This window comes from Vibrio sp. 10N.222.55.A1, assembly GCF_041473835.1.
GTDB classification, from domain to species: domain Bacteria; phylum Pseudomonadota; class Gammaproteobacteria; order Enterobacterales; family Vibrionaceae; genus Vibrio; species Vibrio crassostreae_C.
The window spans coordinates 1-3,545 of record NZ_JBFRSX010000125.1; the positions used below are offsets into that span (position 1 = coordinate 1).

The 3,545-nt window shown below is 43.1% G+C and carries 2 protein-coding genes; both read left to right on the forward strand.

The genetic code is table 11. The features are described from left to right. Nucleotides 1–233: 233 nt before the first annotated feature. Nucleotides 234–1,949, forward strand: coding sequence for an aspartate-alanine antiporter (gene aspT / locus AB4493_RS21925; protein ID WP_372097502.1), 1,716 nt, complete (start codon nucleotides 234–236; stop codon nucleotides 1,947–1,949). 151 nt (nucleotides 1,950–2,100) lie between these two features. Continuing rightward, the coding region (locus AB4493_RS21930) for a bifunctional aspartate transaminase/aspartate 4-decarboxylase (protein WP_372155813.1) at nucleotides 2,101–3,545 on the forward strand (1,445 nt) is incomplete at its 3' end.

A 3,545-nucleotide genomic window follows, 5' to 3' on the forward strand; every position in this document is an offset into this window, starting at 1 on the left:
AATCTATTTAAACCAATCACTTAAGGTGTAAATTGCACTTCAAAAACTATGCGAACAGTTAAAGTGATGATTTGATCCATCAAATGGGATTACATAATAAAACCTTTTGTTCTTAATATTCGGTTCGAAGCAACGAGATGCTTTATTTATTTTGAATAATCCAACAAATATCATTATTAAGTTATTCGTTAGATTATTTACTCATTATATTTAGTAACAAGAGTAAATTTGTCATGGACATTATTTCTAATCTGTTTGACATGGCACCATTTGTCGCACTATTTATTACACTCTCATTGGGTTATATGGTTGGTAAAATTACTATCGGCCGATTTGTTTTAGGCGGTGTGGCCGGAACATTATTAATGGGCGTAATTATTGGGCAATTTGGTGTTCAGATTGATCCCGGCGTAAAAAGTATTTTCTTTGCGCTCTTTATTTATGCTGTGGGTTATCAAGGCGGCGCACAATTCTTTAAAGCGCTTAACTTTAGAACCATCAACATTCTGTTGTCTGCGGTTGTTATGACGGTTTCAGGCTTATTGTGTGTACTTGCCGCTGCGTGGTTGTTTGACTTAGATAGAGGTACTGCTGCGGGCCTAGCTGCCGGTGGTTTAACTCAGTCTGCGATCATTGGTACTGCAGGCGATGCGATCGCCCGTTTGGGTGGTGTGTCTGAAGAAGCCAAACATCTGATGCAAACTAACGTTGCTGTTGGTTACGCTGTAACATACATCTTTGGTTCATTAGGTCCAATCTTGATGGTGACTTGGGTATTCCCAACGTTGATGAAGTGGGACATTCGCTCTGAAGCAATCAAAATGGCAGAAGCGAACTCAGATGGTAATGCAGAGCTTGGTGCTGGTGAATTCAATGCGATGACAAAACTTGAGACTCGCGCTTTTGAAATCAAAGCAGAGAGCAAAGTGAATGGTTTGACACTAGCCCAAATCAATCAAGATTCAATAGACGCATGCATCGAAGTTATCGAGCGTGATGGCAAAGCGATTGAAGCAGACAAATTTACTAAGCTTCAACAAGGCGATGTTCTGGTTATCACAGGTACTCGTAAAGCCATTGGTCAGTTGAAAGGTGACTCTGTTGGCTCTGAAGTTGTGCTTCCAGAAGAGTACGAAGTCATTGAAGAGAACCGTCAGCTTATCGCAGACAACAAACAACTGATTGGCCGTACACTAGGTCAAATCAAATCAGAAGCGAACAAAGGCACTTACCGTGGTGTTTATGTGACTGACTACCTTCGCGAAGGTGTATCAATCCCAGTTCACGCTGACCTTGTTGTTAAGAAAAATGATGTTATTCAATTAACTGGCTCACCAAGCGATATTAATCGTGTTCAAGGTACAATCGGTAAGCCAATGAACTCAGCAACAATGACTGACTTCATTGTACTAGGCATGGGTATGGTATTGGGTCTTTTGATTGGCCTAATCAACTTCAAAATTGCAGGTATTCCGGTCACTATCGGCTCTGGTGCAGGCTGTCTAGTGTCAGGTCTGATTGTTGGTTGGTTACGCAGCCGTAACCCACATGTGGCGCAATTCCCAGAATCAGCAGCAAGCTTTATTCGCGACTTCGGTCTAGCAGCATTCGTGGGTATCGTTGGTCTTGAGGCTGGCCCTCAAGCGGTAGACACCATCAAAGAACACGGTATGAGCCTACTATTCTTGGGTGTTGCGGTAACCATCATTCCACAGATTATTTCATTCTTCTTCTCGTACTTTGTATTGAAGATAAAGAATCCGGTAGAAGCTTTAGGTTGTGTAACCGGTGGTCGAAGTGCAAACCCAGCGTTCGCTGCATTGATGGAAAAAACAGGCAACGCAACGCCAGTATTCTCTTTTACTGTGACTTACGCCGTAGCCAACGTGTTACTGACTCTATGGGGCCCAATTATCGTCGGCATTATTACCGTTAATGCGGGTATGTAATTAAAACCTACAACTCATTATAGATTTAAAAAATCATCAACTTATTAACAGACCTACCCAATCAAAAATAGGGTAGGCCTGAATAATCACGCTTAAGTAAAACACTTTATTTAATTACAAGTGTTTAATATTAAATTATTAGGTAAATATTATGACTACTCAAACTCCAACTATCGATTTTTCAAAATTCGCTGACCTAAGCCCATTCGAGCTAAAAGACAAACTGATTGAAGTGGCGCAAGCTGTGCCAGATCGTGCACTTCTTGATGCAGGTCGTGGTAACCCTAACTTCCTAGCAACGCTACCTCGTAAAGCATTCATCCGTCTTGGTGAGTTTGCGGTAGCAGAAGCAGAGCGTAACTACGCTTACCTAGGTGGTGATTTCGGTGGTATCCCTGATGGTGTTGGCATCGTTGAGCGTTTCGACACGTTCGCAAGCCAATATGCAACAGACAAAGGCGTTGACTTCCTACGTCGTGCACTAAGCTACGCAAAAGACCGTCTAGGTATCGAAAAACAAGCGTTCCTAAACGAGCTAGTACTGGCTTACCTTGCGTGTAACTACCCAGTACCACCACGTATGCTAGTGAACATCGAGAAAGTGGTTAAACAATACATCGCAGAAGAGATGTACGGCCCAATGCCAATGACGACTAACTTTGACCTGTTCGCAACAGAAGGCGGCACTGCGTCAATGACGTACACGTTCGCAACCATGTTCAACAATGGTCTATTGAAAAAAGGTGACAAAGTTGCGCTAATCACGCCAATCTTTACACCTTACCTAGAAATCCCAGAGCTAGCAGAATATGAGCTGGAAATCGTAGAGCTACGCCTTGATGAGACCACTTGGCAGCTACCAATGTCTGAAATCGAAAAACTGGCAGATACAGACATCAAACTGCTTTGTGTTGTTAACCCTGCTAATCCAGCATCAGTGAAATTCTCTGACGAGACTCTAGAGAACCTAACGAACTTTGTGAATGAGCAACGCAGTGACCTATTCATCATCACTGATGACGTATACGGTACATTTGCCGATGACTTCGTTTCTCTATTTGCAAAACTACCATACAACACACTTTGTGTTTACTCGTTCTCTAAGTACTTTGGTGCAACAGGCTGGCGTCTAGGCACTATCGGTATTCACGATGAGAACGTGTTCGACGATACACTTCGCTCATTCAGTGAAGCGACACAGTGCCAATTGGACGACCGTTACAAAACGCTAACTCCAGAGCCACGTGACATCAAATTCATCGACCGTATCGTTGCTGATAGCCGCAGCGTAGCATTGAACCATACTGCAGGTCTGTCTCTACCACAACAAGTACAAATGGCGATGTTTGCATTAACTTGTCTAATGGACTCAGAAGGTCGCTACAAAGCCGCTTGCAAACGCATCATCCGTGAGCGCTACACAACGCTTTACAAAAACATGGGTGTAGAAATCGAAGAGAACAAAGACCGTGTGGATTACTACACACTCCTAGAGCTAGACACGCTAGGTGGCAAACTTTACGGTCAAGAGTTTGTCGACTGGTTCAAAGCTAACGAGAAAGGTAAAGACTTCCTATTCCGTCTTGCTCACGAAAC

Coding starts and splice junctions, on each gene's coding strand:
- aspT (WP_372097502.1), top strand. CDS start 234: ATGGACATTATTTCTAATCTGTTTGACATGGCACCATTTGTCGCACTA.